Consider the following 18,601-nt stretch of genomic DNA (forward strand, 5'->3'; position numbering starts at 1 on the left):
TGGTGTCCGCTTTGCGCAGAGCCTCAATTCCTGTCGTGCCGTCGCGGAAGGCAGCTCCCAGGACTGGGTGGCGTGGCACGGGGACCTGCCTTTGCCGCTTGTCGCGAAGATGTACGCCGAAGGTGGACCTGAGATGAGCAACAGATCAATCACACTGACCTACGAACAGCTCTGCGCGTGGGCAGGTCGTGACTTATCTAGTGACGAGATTGACCAGCTCCACTCGGCCATTCCCTTTTCGTCGATACCAGAAGCCATTTCAACGATCTCCGACAATCTGGATTGCGGAGGATCGGTATGACAACTCACACGCCTCGCCGAACCATCCGGATGTCCGATGAGGATGGAACGCCGGTCACGCCAAGGCGCGACAGCGGGGCTGTCACTCCCTGGGAAGACGAGTCGTGCGAGTCCGACGTTAGTCGTCGCGCAGAGCCTCAATTCCTGTCGTGCCGTCGCGGAAGGCAGCTCCCAGGACTGGGTGGCGTGGCGGGGGGACCTGCCTTTGCCGCCGCCGCCCCGCCTGTCCTCGCCTGACCGAGCGCAGCTCGGCAATGGGTTGGCCGTCATCTCCAATCACCAGAAGGCATTCTCCTTGCCCGACGCGGGCCAGCGCTCCGTCCAGGTCATCACGGACCTCCTGCACATTCAACGACGCCATAGGCAGGCGATGTTAACCGCGTGGGAAACCGCCGAACCAGCGCGGTGGGTGCAGCGGGCTATGGATGTGTCCCTGAAACGACTATTTTAGAAGCACTCGAAGCGTGGTGATCACCGATTGCGGCTGAGCAGCTCGCGCAGTCGCTTGGCTCCGCGGTCGGACACCGATTGCGACGACAAGGCATACGCAGCGGCCTGATCGGGAGTCAGTCGACCGCCGCTGATGTGATCGCTTAGAAACCGCCGCACTTGCGCCTTTTCATCTGCCCCTGTCCAGCCGTTACGACCGCCGTAGAAAATGACGGAATCAAGGTCTTTGCGGACATCATCGTCGACTTGGGGACGTAGTGACCTGCCCGGTCAGCAGGTTGATCGCGGCCGCGCCAGCAGCCCATTCGGCTAAGGGCGTGGAGCCCTCGACGACAGCAAGCGAATAGCCCCGAGCCAAGCCCATCGCGAAGTGCAACGACCGTTCGTCTGGCACGAACGCCAGAACCGGACCGCGATCGGGTCGGCTACGGCTCTGGGGTGTGGCGTGACCCCCCGCTCGGATGATCTCGTCGAGGTCGGCATAACCAAAGGTCGCCGCGTTTTGCGCGTTGCTCACCAGCAGCGGCGCTAGCTCCTCCTCGCGACTGCGTTCCCAAATCCAGTCGGCGGCCAGGGCGACGGCTTCCTCCCACGGCCGATCTTCGACGTCATCGGGGACCCACGGCTGCGGCCCGCAGGTGAGTGGAGGGATGCAAATCCTCGGCGGCCATCACGCGATTCCTGACTGAGAACTGAGTTTGGCCAGGTAGCGGTAGGCCGTCGCCCGGCTCACCCCGAACGCTTGGGCAAGTTCGTGTACGGGTTCGCCCGTCCCGGCGAGGCGGCGCAGCTGTTCTTGTCGTTCGGGGGTCAATTTGGCCGGCTTGGTAGCCGGCAGTTGGCGGGCTCGCCGGGAGTCGCGCGAGGCAGCGCGACGCTCACGGCCGAGTTCGAGTTCAAGCTCGGCCAGCGTCGCCATGATGGTGGCCACCGCACGGCCTGTTGGTGTGCCGGTGTCCACACCTTCACGTAAGGCGCGTAACAGAATTCGGCGCTCACTCAGATCCGCGATGGTGCGGGTTACTTCCGCGACGGATCGGCCCAGTCGATCGATGGCGGTGACCACCACAGTGTCGCCCTCGCGGGCGTAATGCAGCAGGGCCGCCAGGCCCGGCCGAACGGTGTTCACCGCACCCGACAGCTTGTCGGTAAAGATTTGGCCGGATTCGACGCCCTGGGCGGTAAGCGCGGCGAGCTGTGCATCGAGGTCCTGGCCCAAGGTGCTGACCCGCGCGTATCCGAGAATCGCTGTCACACCGCTACCGTCTCATTGTCCTCTGACATCGAGGATCTGAGACACGCCGTGTGAGACAAGAAATGAGACACCGCGACCTGGCGCGATGTGACCACAACGCGGGCCATGTGGGGCCGTCTCACTTCTTTAGAAATGGGACACGCAACGGATGCGCGGCGTGGGACGTGAAGGGCTCAGGCTCGCTGATCAGTAGGGCGAGAATGGCAACGAATTCTTGTCATGGGTGTGCTTCGGCTGGGTTCGAAGGTAGGGCTGGTTGTTGTCGTGTGGGTCGCTGGGGCCACCAGCTGGCTTCGCGTAGGAGTGTGGCGATGGCGGGCACGGTGAGGGTGCGTACGACGAAGGTGTCGAGTAGCAGTCCGGCGCCGATGATGAGGCCGGCTTGGATCATGATGGCGACGGAGCCGACCATGAGGCCGAACATGCTGGCGGCGAAGATTAGACCTGCTGAGGTGATGACGGCGCCGGTGTTTGCGACGGTGCGCAGGACGCCGACACGGATGTTTCGGCCGGATTCTTCGCGCAGGCGTGAGACGAGCAGCATGTTGTAGTCGGCGCCGACGGCAACGAGAATGATGAACGCCAATAGCGGTACGGGCCAGGCGATTTCCTGGCCGAATCCCCATTGGAAGACCAGGACGCCGATGCCGAGGGAGGCCAGGTAATTGAGCAGGACTGTGCCTAGCAGGTAGAGCGGTGCCAGGAGCGCGCGCAGCAGCAGGACCAGGATGAGTCCGACGATGAGGGTGGTGGCGATGGCCAACTGTGCGAAGTCTGCCCAGAGGAATCGTTGGATGTCGGAGTTGACGGCGGGGAAGCCGGCGACGGAGACGGTGGCTTCTGCCAGTGAGGTGTTGGGTCGTGCGGTGCTGGCGGTGTGGGTGATCTGGTTGGCGAGGTCCATGGCTTCGACGCTGTAGGGGTCGTAGCTGGTTTCGATCATGAAGCGCGCGGTCTTGCCGTCGGGTGAGAGGAACTGTTTGGCGACGTCGGTGAATTGCCTGTTCTCGAAGGCGTTGGTGGGCAGGTAGAACCCGCTCGATGAGTCGGAGTCCTTGGCTGCGCGTGCAGAGTTTTGCAGTTGGGTCGCGATTTGGCTCATGCCGGAGAGCATTTCGATGTTGCTGTCGGCGAGGGTGCGCACACCGGTCGCGAGCGCTTGGGCGCCGGAGGCGAGTTGGCCGATTCCGTCCTGGAGGCGGCGAAGGTTGGCGGCCAGGTCGTCGGGGTTGCCGAGGGCGCCGAACGCTTTGTCCAGGGTGGCGACCGCGTTTTGGACGTTGGTGAGGGTGCCGGTGACGGTGGCATTGGTGGCGGGGTTGTAGCGGTCGCCGAGGGCGGCGATCTGGTCGAAGAATCCGCCGTCACGCAGGGTGGTCAGGATTCGTACTTGGTCGCGGATCTGGGCGCATTGCGGTGTGGTCGCACACCATGGCGAGGTGTTGAGGGCGCCGACGAGCGGGTCGAGCATGGTGATCGCGTTCGCTGCTTGTTCGGCCAGCGGTCGCAGGCCGGGGCCAGCTTGGATGGCTTGATCGGCGGTAGGGGCGGTGGCCGAAAGTTGTTGCAGTAGTGGTCGGAACTGGTTGATCTGGGTGCCGGCGGATTGTGCTTGGCCGAGGATTACGGCGAGGGGGGTCAGGGCGGTGCGCACGGTGGTGTCGAGTTGGGCTAGCCCGCCGGCGAGTTGATCGGCGCCGTCGGTGAGTTTGGCGAGGTCGCCTTTGCGGGCGTTGCCCTCGGCGACTGCGCCGGCCATTTTGTCTCCGATCTGGCCGTTTTGCCAGGCCAGTTCCGCTTGGTCGAGGCGTTCCCCGGTAGGGCGGGTGACTCCGGAAACCTTGGTGACACCGCTGACTTGGGAGACGCGGGAGGCCATTTCGTCGAGGTCGGCGAGTCCTTTGCCGGTGCGCATGTCGGTGGGGTTTTCGACGACGAGGAATTGGGTGATGACGATGTCTTTGCGGAAGTGTCGGTCCAGCAGCTGGTAGCCCTGGTTGCTTGCGGTGCTGGCTGGTTGACCTTTGCGGTCGTCGTAGCTGATTTTGATGGTTGCTGCGACCGCGGACAGTGCGAGCAGGATGACGAGGCTGACGATCAGCAGCGGCACGGGGCGACGAACCACGGCCACGGCCACCGAGTTCCAGTAGCGGCGGGTGCGATCGGATTTGGGTTCCCCGATGCCGCGTTTGGCGGCGATCGCCAGTACTGGCGGGAGCAGGGTGACGGTGGCCAGGAAACCGAACAGGACGGCGATGGCGCACGCCGGGCCGAGGGCGGCGAAGACGCTGAGTCGGGCAAAGACCATGGCCAGGAAGGCGAAGGCAACGGTCGCGGCGGAGGCGAGGATGACGCGTCCGATGCTGGCGGTGGCGTGGATGATGGCTTGGTCGGGGGGTACCTGCGCGCGGCGCTGTTCGTGGTAGCGGCTGATCAGGAAGACGGTGTAGTCGGTGCCAGCGCCGAGCAGGATCGCGGTCATGAATGCCACGGTGAACTGTGAGACGGGCATACCCATCTCCCCGAGCGCGGAGAGCACACCGCGTCCGACGGCCAGGCTCAGCCCGATCACCAGCAGCGGGAGCAACGCGGTGAACACCGACCGATAGACGATCAGCAGGATCAGGGCGATGATGCCGACGGTAGCGATCGAGATCAGCAGCAGATCGTGCTCGGCGGAGGCGATCATGTCGCTGAACGTCGCTGGCGGTCCGGTCACCTGCGCGGTGACCGTTGATCCGGCGAATACTTCTGCGGCGATGCTGCGCACCGCCTTCACCGACTCGGCGGCGGTGGGGTCTCCCAGTGTGCCGGTCACCCCTACCGGCAGGTACCAGGCGTTGCGGTCGGGGCTGAGGGCCTGCGCTTCGGTGACCGGATCGGCCAGCAGGTCTTGAACCAGCAGAACGTGGTCGTGCTCGGCCTGCAACCGGGCGACGAGTTCGTCGTAGCGCTGCCGTGCTGCCGGTGTCAGACCGTTGGGGTCTTCCATGGCCACAAAGAGCAGGGTTTTCGACCCTTCTTCGCCGAAGGCGGTGCTCATGCGTTCCACCGTCTGCAGGGAGGGCGCATCGCGGGGAATGAGGTCCACCGACTGCTGGCGTACCACGGTTTCCAATTGCGGAAACAGCAACGCCAACACCACGGCCGTGCCCAGCCAGGCCCCGATGACCAGTGCTTTGTGGCGGAGGGTGAACCGACCCAGGGCTGCCAGCCGGGCGCTGTACTCGCGGTTGTCCGCCGGGTCGCGAGAGTCGTTACCGCGGCGCTGAGTTTGCGAGGCGGGGCCGGGGGAATCGGTCATGCCGTCGGTCACCGAACCTCCATGAGTCAACGATACTGTCGGTATCGCTACGCTACAGCATGTAGCACAAAGGCGGCGCCGGTGCGTCGGACACCAGCTCGCCCGAAAAAGCGGCCTACCGCGGGTTGACGATGTTGGCGTTGTCGTCCTCGGGCACGTCGTGGCGCACCACGCGCACCCGACCGTGGGGCAGGCACGCCATGTAGCCGTGACGTTTGCCGTACAGCTCCCACGCGGTCTCCTCAGCGTCGGGATCGACGTCGATGCGGTGTCCACGTGAAAAGCTCAGGTGCAGTCCTCCCTCGTCGTCGGACCAGGCCTGGGTGCACACCGCGCCAGCCAAATTGAGCAAGGGGCGCTCGTACACCGAGATTCGCAAAGGGTCGATGAGGACGGCCTCGACCGGAAATCGGTCGACAGCGGGCAGGGTCAGTATCAGGGGGCGCGAGATGACGATTTCGTTGTAGTCATCGAGGTCCAGAACCAGGCCGTCACGCACAGAGACGCGTTGTACGACACAGTCTTCGATCCATTGGGTGTACATGGCCGTCTCCTTCGGCGCATCGGTGAGCCGCACCCCGAATAGTACTACCAATGGTATCGCTGCGATACTGAAAGTATCGTTACGGTGTAATGCTGCCCGCATTCGCCTGGTGGACGACTCGTCGGGTGGCCCGATCGATGCGGTCTCGGGTTTCGGCCGCTGACACCCGGTCGCTGATGAAGGCCACGAGATTGGCCAGCCAGATATCGGCGACGATTCCGGCGAGGCGCAGATCGGCCGGGGTGGGTTCACCGCCGGCGAGGGTGCGGGCCAACAGGGTTTCGATCGCCGCGGCGGCGCGGTCGAGTTCAGCGGCGGCGCGGGTGTCAGCCATGACGAAGGCGCGTGTCATCGCGTCGGTCAACAGCGGGTCACGCTGCCAGCGATCGTGCAGGTGCTCGGTGAGCCGGTCCAGTCGCTGCTGCGGCGTGGAGGCGCCGGTGGCCCAGTCCCCGGATACATCGAGGCGCTGAAACTCTCGGATCAGCGCCGCCACCAGCAGATGGGTTTTGGCTGGAAAGTATCGGTAGAGCGTGCCCACAGCGATACCGACCCGCTCGGCAACTGTCCGCATGTGGACCGCGTCGTAGCCGCCGGTGGCAGCAACAGCGAGCGCGGCATCCATAATCGCTTCCCGGCGACGTGCGGAGGCGCGTGAACGCAGCCCGCCAGCTGTGTGGCCCTGGTCGCCAGCCGAAACCCCCTGAGCCTGTACCGTTTCGCTGCTAACCCGCGCGCTGGCGGCGGTCATGATGCTTGGTCGCCGCCGCGGCGCGAGAACTGTTCGAGAAGCTCACCAAATCCACTGATGTCGCCGTGAGCGGCGAAATGCGCGGTGTCGACCACGACGAACACCGCATTCGCGGTAAACCGAGTAACGCCTTCCTGGACCCCTGCCGCCGCGACATGAAGCGCCCGCCCCTCACGGCCGGTGATATGCGCGGTGATGCGGTGAGGCTGGTGCAGTGGCACCGGCTGCAGATACTCCACCGTCAGAGCGCGCGTCACCGCCGGTGTGCCGGCGATCCACAGCGTGAAGCCCAGCACGTCATCGCACGCCGCCGCCACCGCCCCACCATGGGCTAAGCCAGGGGCCCCGATGTGGCGCTCATCGAAGGTCACATCGGCATACACCACGTCGGCGCTGCGATAGACCACCAGCCCCAGCCCGTGCGGATTGTCCGGGCCGCACCCCATGCACGTCGGGGTGTGAGAAGGCAGCCGTTCCGACGGCGCCGCGCTTTCAGGCACTAAACCGCTCCCAGTACTATTGGTTTCGCTGCGATACTCTTAGTACCACAACGGCTAGACTGTCGTTCACGACATCGCCCGAAATTCAATGCCGAGGTGAACCTGTGAACGACAGCAGTTTCGTCCTCGTCGAGCACGATGTGTGCGTCGCGGGCGTTGGCGTGGTCTTCGATGAGGGCGCGTAGGCACGCTGAGCGGCGTTGGCGTTCGTTGCGGTGGTGGGCGCCAGCGCGGTAGATGGTGGCTTGTACGCCGGCGTCGACAAGGGCCTGGGCGATGGTGCGTTTGCGGCCGTCTTTTTCGTCCTTCATGTGCAGGTAGCGTTGTCCGGGAAGGAGCAGGCCTCGTATCAGCTGACGCAGTGCGGCCAGCTCCGTCGTGACGTGGACGCTGGCCACGAGCAGATAGTCGCGTTGCTTGGTTTCGTCGACGTAGATGTGGCGAGCGGTCACGACATGCTCCGGTCGTCCGGGAGCGGCCTCGCGCGGCTGATTTGTGTGACGGCGGTGGGCCGGTCGTGGAGCGGCGGTTGTACCTTCACACCGATTCTCGGCGCGACCCTGGCCGGTTGGCAGGTTCCGCTGGATGACCGGCGTCCACGCGAGCGATTGAACGTGTCGATGCACATGCCCGGAGACGTTAACGAGCGTGCATGCAGACGCCGGTGATCAAGCGGGCATTTTCGGGGATGAGCAGGGATTTTATGGCTCGAAGTGGGAGCGGAAGCCTTCGAGCCAATCCGCGCGGGCGAAGCTGTTGAGATCGACCGGAACCCATACCTCGGCGTCGTCGGGACCGTCTGCGTCGCCGCTGGCCACCCGCTCCTGAGCTTCGAGATAGCCAGCCACGTGCATGTCCTCCGGCTGTGAAAAGACGGCTTGCATCTCGGCGAGGTTGGTCGTGAAGTCCTGGTAGGCGGCGCGGCGTTCGTCGTCGGTGGCGTAATCGTCGCCGTATCTGTCTAGCCATGCTGCCCAGTGCTCAACGGAACCCGGCTGCGGCGGCGGGGCGGCCGGCGGCGTGTTCGCGTTCATGATTTCCACGGTATGACTCCCTGCTGACATCTGCTGAGCTCCTTCGCTTGGATGTCCTTCCTCGTAGTGGCCGCTGTTGGTGCGTGGTGGTGGGGGCTGTCAAGGCTCGACCGTGGTCGACCGCGCAGCGGCGGCACGGCCTTGACAGCCCCCACCACCACGTTCACCACAATTGGCGGCGAGGAAGGAGGGCACGTGCGGCTCTCAAGGCATGCGGTCGTTGTGGTCTGGCCTGGGGATTCCGGCGTCGTCGAGGTAGCTGTTGATGGCGTCGTCGACAGTGTCGGTGATGACGTACCCGCGGGCCTTGATCCATTCGAGCCGGGCGAGAGTTCCCGCGTGTAGCTGTGTGGCGAACGGGCTTTTCACCTTCCGTTGACGGGCTTTGAGTCGCGGCGCTTCGGCCGGCTGGGTCGGGGTCTCGCCGGGTGGGGTGACCACGGGGGCTGGCGGAGTTTCGCTGCTTGGTAGTTCGTGCTCGGTTGATGTTTCGGGCGCGTCGGGGGTTTCGTCGGCTGTGACCCGTGCGGCTTGTGCTCGTCGCTCTGCACGCGACAGCGGCCTTGTGGAGCCGACCTGCAATCCGGTGGGTTTCGCTGCGGCGTTCATGCGGCTTGCCGCCTTGCGGCGATGCGCTGCGCGACTTCGCGGTAGGCCACTGCTGCGGTGCAGGTTGGGGCGTGCACGTTGACCGGTACACGTTTGCCTTTGGCCTCCACCACCCGGACCGTGTGTGGAATCTCGCCCAGGTAGGCCCCGCCGTCAGCCCATTCCCCCCAGTCGGCGCGTAGCTGCCTGCGCACGTCCTTGCTGGCTTTCGGATTGCCGTCGAAATCGGCCAGCAGTACGTACCGGATTTCCACGTCAGGGTTCAGGGTCTCCTGAACATCGAGGATTGAGTTGCCCAGTTCCACCAGGCCGTCGACTTCGTCGGGGCCGGCTTTGAGGACGGCCAAAACGTAGTCGGCGGCCGCCAGCGCTGCGGTGGTCAACTCCCCCAGTGCCGGCGGGCAGTCCAGCAGCACGAAGTCGTAGCCCTCGATGTCGTCGAGTTGACGTGCTAACCGCAATTGGCCCCCGGACCCGAGTCCTGTTCGCTCGAGCTCTTTGAGCGCGAGATGGCCGGGGGCGACGTCGATACCGAATTGGCTCGCCACGATGACCTTGGCTAGCGGGACGCGCATCGTCCTGTCCGGGTGCAGGACCTCGTACATCGACGCGTCCTCGGCGTCGAGCTCGATTCCCAGCCCCTTGGTGCTGTGCGCTTGCTGATCCATGTCAATCACGAGAACGCGGTGACCCATCGCGGCGAGGTTGGCGCCGAGGTTGATGGTGGTGGTGGTCTTGCCGACACCGCCCTTTTGCAGCGCCACGGCCAGAATTTCGCACTGCTTATCTGCGGAAACAGTCATGACAGGAAGCATACTAACTTACATACAAACATGTCTACATGCAGACTTACATGTAAGAAAACATGTGATGCTGATAGGGCTATGTCAGTGCTTGGGCTGATACTTGCCCCTGAATGGTGGGGGCCGGGCCGGGTTGGGGATATACGGATGTGCCAGTACGACTCGCGATGCCGCGTAGGACGGCATCGCCCCGGCACGGTATGCCCATATGCCACCAGAGGGAGCTACGGCTGGAGCGCGGCGCCGCCAACACCCCGCGTGGCTCCGAGCGCTCCGAGTGACGCTGGCCGCGCGGGCAGCGCGGGGCGAACTGTCGATTGGGCTCCGCACGTGGGGGCTGGTGGCAGCGGTATCGACCTACTGGCGTGGATGCTTGTCCTGCATTGGTGGGATGGAACGACGCTCACCGCGTGGGGGATTGCGCTAGGGACGCTTCTGCTGGCGGCACCATTCGTGATCGGCGGGGAGCTGTTGAGCAAGTGCCGGGCCTGGATCAACGATGGGAGCCGCCGCTGCGAGCAGCCCCGACATGGTTTCCTGCGACGGTGCGCTGATCACAGGTCCCAGGCCTTGACCCTGTACGACGTGGCGGGCGGGCTATCGATCCTGCTCGGCGTGCTGAACGTCCTAGTGCTGATGAACGTCGTGCTGGGTGGAGCGCCGTGACAGAGCCCGGCGACCCGCAGCGGGTGTAGCACCAGTGACCACATCCTGTGTCGGCCGGGGAAGATCGTCAGTTGGTGTCTCAGCGCGGTAAACCGTAGCGAGCACGGATGTCTTCCTCGCTGAACGTACGGCCGGCCGCGAGGTCGGCCTCCGACTCCAGCAGCGACTTATGTAGGGCTGCCACGTCGATGGACGGGTCGTCAAAGGGCCAGTCGTCGAGGTCGTCGATGGGCCACTCTTCTTTGAGTGCACCGCTGTCCGCTGGGGAGGCTGGGTCGTCGGGCGTTTCCCAAGCTTCAATTTCGTCCGGTAGTAGCGGCTCATCGAAGTCATCCGTGATAGCGAGGTCGGGCAGTTGGCCGAAGCGGCGCGGGGGAGTGCGCTTCGGCCCGGTGTCACCGTCCTCACTCGTCACGCCCTCAGGATAGATAAGGGGGCCTCGTCGTAGTACGCGGCCTACGAACCGAGCGGGTACAGCGGCGGTCACTCCAGCAGGTTGATCAGGTAGCGGCCGTGCTTTTCTGCGGCGTCGATCTTGCGGAGGAGGGCGTCTTCGAGTGCGATGTTTCCTTCGAAGATGATCGCGAGGTCCTGGCCGGTCATGTAGATGACGTTGCGTTTTCCGCTGACGTTGGCGAAGTACTGCAACACTTCCTCGTCGAAGCCGGCCATGGAGATGAACAGTCCGCGAGTGCTTTCGAGCTTGCCGTCGACCTTCAGTTTGAATCCGGCAAGGTCTTCTTTGTCGGGTGGCTGGTTGCGCCAGCGTGCTTCAACGAGATAGGTGAAGCCGCGGAAGTGGAAGGAGATCCGAGCTCACCGACGACGAGCTGGTGGGCATCTGCAGCCTGCTACTGGTGGCCGGTCACGAGACCACCTCCAACATGCTCGGCCTCGGCACCCTGGCGTTGCTGCAGCACCCGGATCAGCTGGCCCTGGTGCGCAACGACCCCGATGCCGTGGGCCCGGCGGTGGAGGAGCTGCTGCGCTGGCTGTCGATCGTGCATTCGGGCATCCCCCGCATCACCACCAACGACGTGGAGATCGCCGGGGTGCAGATTCCCGCGCACCAGCTGGTGGTCGTCTCACTACCGTCGGGCAACCGCGACCCGAGCTTCATCGACAACCCGGAGGTATTCGACGTCCGCCGCGGCGCCATGGGACATCTGGCGTTCGGCCACGGTGTCCATCACTGCCTGGGCGCACCGCTGGCCCGGATGGAGATGAAGATCGCGTTTCCGGCTCTGTTGCAACGCTTTCCGACCCTGCGCCTCGACGAATCCTTCGACGACGTGGCCTTCCGGTCCTTCCACTTCATCTACGGGCTGCAGTCGCTGCAGGTGGCCTGGTGAGGGTGCGCGCCGACCGCGACGTCTGCATCGGCGCCGGGGTCTGTGTGATGAACAGCGAGGCGGTCTTCGACCAGGACGACGACGGGATCGTGGTGCTGCTGGTCGAGGATGTGCCCCCAGCCGAGCAGGACAACGCGCGAAAAGCCGTGCAGCTCTGCCCCTCCGGAGCGCTGAACATCGTCGAGTGAACGGGCGTTGACACTGCACCCACCGTGACAAAGTGCGAGTGACAGTCACGCTGGTTGCAGTCTCGATGAAGTACCAAAAACCCTGTGTCACTTGGGCATCTGACGTCCTGGGCGTGGGTGTCGCCGCTGGCTGATGCACCTGCATCATTTGCGGGCTGAACAGCCTGCGCGGCGGCATCGGGCGATGAGGACTTGATGGCCATGGCTCCGATAGCGGTTCCCAGCCCGGCGGAGATCAGAGCTGTGGCAGCGACGATGGCGATGAGTCCGCCTCGCCCCAGACGGTTCGGGGCCGAGGGCGGTGGGCCGCCGAGATCGGCTGGCGGATGCTGCACGTCTTCCCCCTCGCTGAGGTCGCTGGCTTTTTGGGCCAGCGTATTGGCGCGCACTGACAAAAGCACGCGCCGAACACCCCCAACGCCCAAGTCAGACAACAAAGTTCAAATGAAGCGTTCACGTGATGACTGCTATTGATCGATTTGTTTTCGCGTCAGTCATACAAGGGTGAACAACCCGGACCTGGCCGTAGCCGCTCGGGATTGGCCATGATCTGTCCGCATCGGCGTGTCGCGCGTTTCCAAAACCCCTCGACTGACAGAGTGGGCAATATGGCTCGTCCAAGCAAAGGTGACCGCGCAGCGCACATGGTCAAAACCCATCCCGCGGTCACTCAACGCATCGTCGAAATGGCCTCAGAGGCCAGCGCCTCCTCGGTTATGCAATACGTCGCAGACGTACTCGCTTTGTATGTCGGGCTGCCCCAGCATGTCCGAGAACTAAACCAGCCGTCGATCAACTCCACCCGACAGATCGAGGCGCTTCGGGGTGATAAATACGGCCGGATCATGGTCCGCCCGCACCGCGAGGTATCTGAACGGCTCACGGCAGAAGCACCCGACCACAAAGTTTCCCCGCACATCGCTGACGTCCTCGCGGTCCATGTCGGGCTACCCCAGTACGCCCGCACACTCAATCGCGTAGAGGAGGTTTTGCCGCTGGCGATGTGAGACCCCGCCAGGGCCTGGCCACCAAGTTCGTTTGTTCCGTGCTCGACGGCTGGGCCTTGGCAGATGTGACATCTCAATAGCTGGTGTGCGGATTCGCCCGCTGACATGACGAAGGCCCCCGTAGGGGCCTTGTCTGAGGTACTGACCTGAGCGCCAACTCAGGTCCGGGTCCGCACCCGTTGCCCCTGAAAGGGACGTGTCTTGCTGGACTCGTCTCACGGTAGCGCACGCCTGCCCGCAGTACCAGATACGCCGCGCAGCAAGTGCGCGAATCGTGATCTTCTCACCGCCCGACCGACTCATCGGGCGTGTTCTTCACCGACGCCGCTCGGCGGGGCGGTCCATGCCGCGCACAGCCCGCACGTCGAGCGCGCCCAGACGGCGCAGGGTCGGCGGGACTGGGTGCTGCGCGCGGGCGCGAGCGCGGTCGGACATCGCGCGCCCATGTGGACGAGTCGCGCGTCATGGTTGGACGGTCTGCGGCGGTGGGCGCAGTCACCGGCGCTGGCCCAGCTGTGCGCGGAGCAGCGGGTGTCGATGACCGCGGCCACGTTGTTGGCGATCGCGGCGGTGATGGCCGAGCACGCCGATCACGCCACCGGCCGCCACGTGGCGGTCACTCGCGCCACCATCGCCGACACAGTGGGCTGTGACGTGCGCACGGTGACCGCGGCGTGGCGGGTGCTGCGAGTGTCGCGCTGGGCCGTGGAGGCACAGCGCGGCCACGGCTCGCCAACCACCCCCAGCGTGGGCCGGCGCCCCTCGGTGTACCACCTGGTGTCGCGCCGGGACCCCCGGCCGGCCGACGATCAGCCTGTGCACGATTTCCACCTACCGCCGTCAGGCGGTGATGGTCTTTTATCTCCCGTAGGGAGCAACTCACCAAGCGTGCGCGCACGCGCACACGCCGCCAATAGTCCCCAACAAAAACCCAATCCAGCGCGGCACTGGCGCACCACGCCGCGACCACTTGCCGCCCAGCGGCTCGCCGCCGAACTGGTCGCGTGTACCCACGGTCTGGGCCGCGGCCACATCGGCGCTATCTGCGACGCGCTTACCGCCGCGGGCATCGACCCGGCGCTGTGGTCGGCACGCGCAATCACCGATGCCTTGGACGCCGACATGCGAACCCGCGGTTGGAACTGGCCCGACGAGATCACCAGTCCCGGCGCATTTCTGTCCAGCCGTCTACGCCGGCTCACCTGGACCACACCACCAGCACCGCCGAAAGGTGGCGGCTACGCCGCCACCCGCATCGACCAGACGCCGGCCAGGGCGACGCTCACCGACGCAGCGCAGGCACGCATCGCCGCCGCCCGCGAACACATCCGCCAGGTGCTCACCGAACGCACACAACGCACCCGCCCTGCGCGCACTCCGTGCGCGCGTTCAGACGCACACGCGCGACGGTCTATCGTCGAGCCCATGGCGCCGCCCCTTCCCAACGAACCCGAGCAGGCTATTACTCGGTCAGCTGCGGTGCGGCGCTGGCGGCGCGAGGAGTGCACCGAGCACGCCGACGCCGAGGCCTTCTTCCGTCACCTCGATCGCCTCGTCGACGACGACGCGCCCAGCGGTTCCGAAACGGCGCGCTAACTGCTCCCGCACTTTTCAAGCCAACCTAACTAGTGTGCCTAAGTTTCGGGCGGTGACACCGGGCGCGCCCGCGTGTGTTTCTTCTTCACCACTCCGCAGCGCTACTTGATTCCTTCTCCTGTCTCTTCGCCCCGCCCGATACCTCGTTGTTGTCAACCCCACCTTCTCCTCTGCTCACCCACAGCCAGCCCATTTCCCTTCGATACCCCCACCGCCCCACACCAGTTCAGGCCCCACAGTGCTCACCTTGTCCCAGCGCCTCAACACCATGGCACATTTGCACAAGTTGTGCGATCATAGGCGGGAGCGCGCCTGGCGGCGAGCTCCCTGGCCCGTGGGTGGCCGGGTTGGGAGGTGTTGGGCGCGGGTGCTGACGATCGCGAAGCTGGGCCGCTGGTCGGTGTCGTATTACGTCGACACCGCCCGTGAGGCGACGGCTGCGGCGCGTGATGATCGTGCTCGAAACGGCGGCCTCGGCGAGTACTACAGCGAGTCGGAGACCCGGTTGCCGACATGGTTGGTGGTCGGTGAGGACGCGCAGCGCGCCGCCGAACTGGTCGGGTTGACGCGTGTCGAGGCGCTCGGCGGCGACGCCGATCTGGACGTGGTAACCCGGTGGCTCGACGACGGGGTGGCGCCCTGCGGTGAGGTTGGCCGGGCCTTCCGTGAGGGGTCGGTGCACGGGTTCGATTTGACGTTTTGCGCGCCGAAATCGATGTCGTTGTTGCGTGCGCTCGGTGACGATGTGACCGACAAGGCGGTCGCTGATGCGCACGCCTACGCCATCGGCGAGGCGATGAAGTATCTCGCCGCGCATGCCGGTTACACGCGCACGCACAATCCGCACACTGGCCGCAAGGATCTTGTGCGGCTGCCGGGGATCGTGGCCGCGGCGTTTCAGCACGAGACCTCACGCGCGGGTGATCCACACCTGCATACGCACGTGATCGTGCCCAACCGGCAAGCCCGCGCCGATGGCCGGCTGGTGTCGCTGGATGGCACGTCGCTGTTCCACGAAGCGCGCGCCGCCGGGATGATCTATCAAGCGTCGTTGCGGTCGCACTTGATCAACTCGATTGCCCTGGAATGGGGTCCGATCGATCCCGACACCGGCATGGCGGAAGTGGCGGGCGTTGACCGCGCCACCATCAAAGCGTTCTCGCAGCGTTCCAGCCAGCTCGAGGACTGGGCGCGCGGCAACCTTGTGCTGGCCGACGAGGAGCCGACCGCGGCGCAGCTTGGCGTGGCGCAGAAAGCGACCCGCCCGCGTAAGCCCGAGAGTCTGTCGCGGGCGCAGTTGCGGGCCGGCTGGGCGGCCGATCCGCGCGGCTTCGGCATCGATGCCGAGGCGCAGCGGCAGGCCCGCGAGATGCGTCGGGCCGCGGCCGGGGTGGATGTGCGGGAGGTGGCGCGCCAGGCGGTCGCGGGCATCCATAAGGCCGCCACCTTCACCCGCGCCGATCTCATCGAAGCCATCGCAGCACGGCTGCCAGTGGGCGCCGCCGCCACCGCTGGCGTGTCGCCGCGCGAGCTGGTGGAGACGCTGGCCGACGAGGTGTTGATTGCGGTGACCGCCGAGCGTGCGCCGCATCAGCGGGAGGGATCGGTGCGCTACACCGCCGCCGAGCTGCTCGCCGAGGAACGCGCCATCATCGATTTGACCCCGGCCCGATCGCAGCGCGCGGTGATCCCCATCCGCCGTGATGACACCGCCGCGCTGTCGCCGGATCAGCGTGCGGCCATCACCAACATCGCCACCTCGCCGTGGTTGATCCAGCCGCTGTCCGCGCCCGCCGGCGCGGGCAAGACGCACAGCCTCAAAGCGCTGCGGGCGGCGATGCGCCGCACCGGCGGCGATGTGCTGGTGCTCGCGCCTACCCACCGCGCCGTCGATCAGGCGATGAGTGAGGACGCCGGCGGCGCGGGCATGACGATCGCGGCGGCACTGGAGCGCCACCGCCGCGGCACCCTACAGCTGACTGCCGCACCCACCCTCGTGGTCGTTGACGAGGCGGGCATGGTCGGCACCCAGCAGCTGCGCGAGTTGTTGACCGCGACCACCGAGGCCGGGGTCAAAATTGTTCCGGTCGGTGATGCCCGCCAGCTCGAACCGGTCAAAGCACGCGCCGGCACTTTCGAACAACTCTGCACCGACCTGCCCTGGGCACAACACCTGTCCGAGGTGTGGCGGATGCGCGACCCCGACGAACGATCCGCCTCCCTGGCGGTACGGCACGGCGGCGCCGCCGCGGTGCGCCGCGCCGTGGGCTGGTATCGCCGCAGCGGCCGACTCAACGTCGGTGACGAAGTCACCATGGCCGATGACGCCCTGGCCGCTTGGCGCGCCGATCTCGACGCCGGCCGCGACGCCCTGCTGATCGCCGATCGCTGGGAAGTCGCCGACCCACTCAACGAACGCATCCACCGCGACCGCATCGACCCGGATGCCCCCACTGTCGCCGCCGCGCGCCAGCACCGCATCGCCGCCGGCGACCTCATCGTCACCCGCGACAGCGACCCCACCATCGCTATCCGCCCGGCCCGCGCCGGCCAACCCGATCCCGCCCCGGTCCGCAACGGCAACCGCTGGGAAGTCCTCGACGAGGTCGACCCCGACAACAACCGGCTCGCGGCCCGCCGCATCGGCGACGATGCCATCGCCGTGTTCAGCGGTGAGTACCTGCGCAAGCACGTGCACCTGGGCTACGTGCTCACCGTGCACGTAGCCCAAGGAGCCACCGCCGACACCACCCACGCACTACTTGGCGTGGCCTCACGGCTGGCCAACCGGCGCACCGCCTACGTCGCCATGACCCGCGGCCGCCACACCAACAACGTCTACCTCTACGAGCAGCCCACCGGAGAACGCGACCACGAACACGCACCCACCACCACCGATATCGACACCCATACCCGCGTGCGCGGCACCACCGCGCAGGCCGCCGCCGCGCTGCGAACCATCCTCGGACGCGACCGCGACTCGGCCACCATCGCCGAAACCGCCGCTGCCGCAGCCGAACACACCCAGCTGCCCGCCGAGGTTACCGACCACCTCGACCACCACCGGCGCGTCGTCACTGACCTACGGCGGGCCCACCGGCACGACCGCGGCCGCACCGCTGACAACCGCCACCGCGCAGCAAAGCAGACCGCCGATCGCGCCCTGGCCGACATCCTCGCTGTGGCTGGCCGCCACGGCGGCGACCCCCTGCCCGCCGGACCGCTGGCGGTGCCCTACGCCCACGCGGTCACCACGGCCCACTCCCGCAACCGGGAGGACCTCGACCAACTCATCACCGACACCCACACCGCCGCCAAGGCCCGCGACCGCGCCGTCGTGGTCGTCTCCCCCACACCCGAGCCGCCATACACAGAGCGGGGATGGATGGTCGTCCCCTACAACCCCAAACGGCTCACCACCACCCCGATGCCCCGCGACGCAGTCCTCATCATCGACAACGCCGCAGCCGCGCGCCCCACCGACCTGGCCCGCATCGCCCAGCACGCCGCCGCCCATCACGCCCGGCTGCTGCTCGTTGACGACGACCAACCCGGCCCCTCGCGTCGGCTCCTCGACGGACTCAACCTCCCCTGGGCTGCTCACCACCACGACATCGACCCCGCCGCCCGCGCCGCAGCACTCACCATCGCCGACCCCGAACTAGCCGCCGACATCGACCGCCACCGTGCCACCCACCAACGCGGCTGGCACCAACTCACCCGCATCCGCGACGTCACCGAGCGTCACCGCGACCGCGGACGAGACCTCGACAACGACTACGGCCTGGACATCTGATCCAAAAACCACCGCTTCCTAGAACCGTTCGTTGTCGGGACGGGCTCGCTACGCTCGTCCGTGTGGCCACCAGCTCGCCGGACTCGTCAGGCAGCGACGAAGCTGACGACGACCTCGACGCCGCCTATGCAGCGGCAGTGATAGACAACCCCGCCTACCCGTATGACTCCGAAGAAGAGCAGCAGGTCGCCCGAGCGGTACGGAACGCCCGCGCGATCCTCCCGCGCGGGGGTGTCAGAAGAAGAGATCACCATCGTTGACACGCCCTAGCCGACGACAGCCCTCACAGCGACTTCGACGTCGAGCCGGAGCGCCTCCCGCTGATCGCCCGCACCCCCGGAGCTGTGACCTACCTACTGGACACCAACGTGGTGTCCGCTTTGCGCAGAGCCTCAATTCCTGTCGTGCCGTCGCGGAAGGCAGCTCCCAGGACTGGGTGGCGTGGC

General features: G+C 65.9%; 15 protein-coding genes and 3 pseudogenes. 7 read left to right on the plus strand and 11 right to left on the minus strand.

Annotated features, from left to right (window positions below; genetic code table 11):
* Positions 1-301: pseudogene (locus tag ACJH6J_RS28430) on the plus strand (hypothetical protein); the annotation flags it as partial.
* Between the two features lie 1,119 nt (positions 302-1,420).
* Here ACJH6J_RS28430 and ACJH6J_RS28435 read toward each other — a convergent pair.
* The 11 genes from ACJH6J_RS28435 to ACJH6J_RS28485 form a co-directional block, all read right to left on the minus strand.
* A complete protein-coding gene (locus ACJH6J_RS28435) occupies positions 1,421-2,005 on the minus strand; it encodes a recombinase family protein (RefSeq protein ID WP_044543338.1) in 585 nt (194 codons plus the stop codon).
* A gap of 217 nt (positions 2,006-2,222) precedes the next feature.
* Positions 2,223-5,309 carry an RND family transporter gene (locus ACJH6J_RS28440; protein ID WP_172831639.1) on the minus strand — a complete coding sequence of 1,029 codons (3,087 nt, stop codon included), beginning with the start codon at positions 5,307-5,309 and terminating at the stop codon, positions 2,223-2,225.
* A gap of 115 nt (positions 5,310-5,424) precedes the next feature.
* Positions 5,425-5,853 (minus strand): DUF6188 family protein, encoded by a 429-nt coding sequence (locus ACJH6J_RS28445; protein ID WP_044544298.1) that lies wholly within the window; start codon positions 5,851-5,853, stop codon positions 5,425-5,427.
* A 79-nt stretch (positions 5,854-5,932) separates the two neighbouring features.
* Positions 5,933-6,604 carry a TetR family transcriptional regulator gene (locus ACJH6J_RS28450; RefSeq protein WP_044543340.1) on the minus strand — a complete coding sequence of 224 codons (672 nt, stop codon included), beginning with the start codon at positions 6,602-6,604 and terminating at the stop codon, positions 5,933-5,935.
* Positions 6,601-7,104 carry a PaaI family thioesterase gene (locus ACJH6J_RS28455; RefSeq protein ID WP_044543341.1) on the minus strand — a complete coding sequence of 168 codons (504 nt, stop codon included), beginning with the start codon at positions 7,102-7,104 and terminating at the stop codon, positions 6,601-6,603. The genes ACJH6J_RS28450 and ACJH6J_RS28455 overlap by 4 nt, the downstream gene beginning before the upstream one ends.
* A complete protein-coding gene (locus ACJH6J_RS28460; RefSeq protein ID WP_178359818.1) occupies positions 7,104-7,556 on the minus strand; it encodes a hypothetical protein in 453 nt (150 codons plus the stop codon). Before ACJH6J_RS28460 ends, ACJH6J_RS28455 begins: the two co-directional genes overlap by 1 nt.
* Positions 7,557-7,805: 249 nt before the next feature.
* Positions 7,806-8,138, minus strand: coding sequence for a hypothetical protein (locus ACJH6J_RS28465; RefSeq protein ID WP_044544301.1), 333 nt, complete (start codon positions 8,136-8,138; stop codon positions 7,806-7,808).
* Positions 8,139-8,342: 204 nt separating this feature from the next.
* The gene (locus ACJH6J_RS28470) at positions 8,343-8,747 is read right to left on the minus strand and encodes a hypothetical protein (RefSeq protein ID WP_065143243.1); all 405 of its coding nucleotides are present in this window, start codon (positions 8,745-8,747) and stop codon (positions 8,343-8,345) included.
* Positions 8,744-9,550 carry a ParA family protein gene (locus ACJH6J_RS28475; protein WP_044543345.1) on the minus strand — a complete coding sequence of 269 codons (807 nt, stop codon included), beginning with the start codon at positions 9,548-9,550 and terminating at the stop codon, positions 8,744-8,746. Before ACJH6J_RS28475 ends, ACJH6J_RS28470 begins: the two co-directional genes overlap by 4 nt.
* 745 nt (positions 9,551-10,295) lie before the next feature.
* On the minus strand, positions 10,296-10,631 hold the full coding sequence (locus tag ACJH6J_RS28480) for a hypothetical protein (protein WP_065143241.1): 336 nt from the start codon (positions 10,629-10,631) through the stop codon (positions 10,296-10,298).
* A 68-nt stretch (positions 10,632-10,699) separates the two neighbouring features.
* A complete protein-coding gene (locus ACJH6J_RS28485) occupies positions 10,700-10,888 on the minus strand; it encodes a hypothetical protein (protein ID WP_406804887.1) in 189 nt (62 codons plus the stop codon).
* A gap of 140 nt (positions 10,889-11,028) precedes the next feature.
* On the opposite strand from ACJH6J_RS28485, the pseudogene ACJH6J_RS28490 reads away from it, so the two are divergent.
* The 6 genes and pseudogenes from ACJH6J_RS28490 to ACJH6J_RS28515 all read left to right on the plus strand — a co-directional run.
* Positions 11,029-11,568 (plus strand): annotated as a pseudogene (locus ACJH6J_RS28490) (cytochrome P450); the annotation flags it as partial.
* Positions 11,565-11,756 carry a ferredoxin gene (locus ACJH6J_RS28495; RefSeq protein ID WP_065143237.1) on the plus strand — a complete coding sequence of 64 codons (192 nt, stop codon included), beginning with the start codon at positions 11,565-11,567 and terminating at the stop codon, positions 11,754-11,756. The pseudogene ACJH6J_RS28490 and the gene ACJH6J_RS28495, both read left to right, overlap by 4 nt.
* Before the next feature lie 608 nt (positions 11,757-12,364).
* A complete protein-coding gene (locus ACJH6J_RS28500; protein WP_065143233.1) occupies positions 12,365-12,763 on the plus strand; it encodes a hypothetical protein in 399 nt (132 codons plus the stop codon).
* 444 nt (positions 12,764-13,207) lie between these two features.
* Entirely contained in the window at positions 13,208-14,359 is a 1,152-nt protein-coding gene (locus ACJH6J_RS28505; RefSeq protein WP_231992463.1) for a rep protein, read from the plus strand.
* 367 nt (positions 14,360-14,726) lie between these two features.
* The gene (mobF, locus tag ACJH6J_RS28510; protein ID WP_406804888.1) at positions 14,727-18,155 is read left to right on the plus strand and encodes a MobF family relaxase; all 3,429 of its coding nucleotides are present in this window, start codon (positions 14,727-14,729) and stop codon (positions 18,153-18,155) included.
* A gap of 104 nt (positions 18,156-18,259) precedes the next feature.
* A pseudogene (locus ACJH6J_RS28515) lies at positions 18,260-18,415 on the plus strand (hypothetical protein); the annotation flags it as partial.
* Between the last annotated feature and the right edge of the window lie 186 nt (positions 18,416-18,601).

Origin of the sequence: Mycobacterium sp. SMC-18, assembly GCF_045310895.1 — a bacterium.
In the GTDB taxonomy this organism is placed as follows: domain Bacteria; phylum Actinomycetota; class Actinomycetes; order Mycobacteriales; family Mycobacteriaceae; genus Mycobacterium.

What these genes read in the sequence shown, in the direction of transcription:
- ACJH6J_RS28500 (WP_065143233.1), top strand. Translation starts at nt 12,365, where the DNA reads ATGGCTCGTCCAAGCAAAGGTGACCGCGCAGCGCACATGGTCAAAACC.
- ACJH6J_RS28475 (WP_044543345.1), bottom strand. Translation starts at nt 9,550, where the DNA reads ATGACTGTTTCCGCAGATAAGCAGTGCGAAATTCTGGCCGTGGCGCTG.
- ACJH6J_RS28470 (WP_065143243.1), bottom strand. Translation starts at nt 8,747, where the DNA reads ATGAACGCCGCAGCGAAACCCACCGGATTGCAGGTCGGCTCCACAAGG.
- ACJH6J_RS28505 (WP_231992463.1), top strand. Translation starts at nt 13,208, where the DNA reads ATGTGGACGAGTCGCGCGTCATGGTTGGACGGTCTGCGGCGGTGGGCG.
- ACJH6J_RS28445 (WP_044544298.1), bottom strand. Translation starts at nt 5,853, where the DNA reads ATGTACACCCAATGGATCGAAGACTGTGTCGTACAACGCGTCTCTGTG.
- ACJH6J_RS28465 (WP_044544301.1), bottom strand. Translation starts at nt 8,138, where the DNA reads ATGAACGCGAACACGCCGCCGGCCGCCCCGCCGCCGCAGCCGGGTTCC.
- ACJH6J_RS28485 (WP_406804887.1), bottom strand. Translation starts at nt 10,888, where the DNA reads ATGGCCGGCTTCGACGAGGAAGTGTTGCAGTACTTCGCCAACGTCAGC.
- ACJH6J_RS28450 (WP_044543340.1), bottom strand. Translation starts at nt 6,604, where the DNA reads ATGACCGCCGCCAGCGCGCGGGTTAGCAGCGAAACGGTACAGGCTCAG.
- ACJH6J_RS28440 (WP_172831639.1), bottom strand. Translation starts at nt 5,309, where the DNA reads ATGACCGATTCCCCCGGCCCCGCCTCGCAAACTCAGCGCCGCGGTAAC.